We start from the raw sequence: 445 nt of genomic DNA on the forward strand, positions 1-445 counted from the left end.
TGCTTATAAATTGTACCAAGAACTATTAGCCTTACGACCAGAATGGGGAGAATTGAATATTTCGGATGGATTAACTGAAAAGGAACAAAAAGATATCAAGCCAATTGAGCGTGTAAAAATGGTGATGACACGCAATAAAGATGATGAAAAAGAGCTTTGGGAACTTTTGGGTAATAAAGATGAACGAAAAGAATTAGATCGACAGTTTAAACAAATCAAATCCAACTTCAAAATTGCCATTGTCGTAGATATGTGGTTAACAGGATTTGATGTTCCCTTCTTAGATACCATTTATATTGATAAGCCTTTACAAACGCACAATTTAATACAAACCATTTCTCGTGTAAATCGAAAATACGAAGGAAAAGATCGCGGATTAGTAGTTGATTATATAGGTATCAAAAAGAACTTAAACAAAGCTTTAGGCATGTTTAATGGTCAAACA

1 protein-coding gene is annotated in these 445 nt (G+C 33.0%); it reads left to right on the forward strand.

All coding sequences use genetic code 11. The features are described from left to right. Positions 1-445 (forward strand): UvrB domain 3-containing protein (locus OC23_RS05410; protein ID WP_038343377.1); only part of this gene is annotated, 445 nt, incomplete at both ends.

The organism is Acinetobacter sp. A47 (assembly GCF_000805455.1).
GTDB lineage: Bacteria > Pseudomonadota > Gammaproteobacteria > Pseudomonadales > Moraxellaceae > Acinetobacter.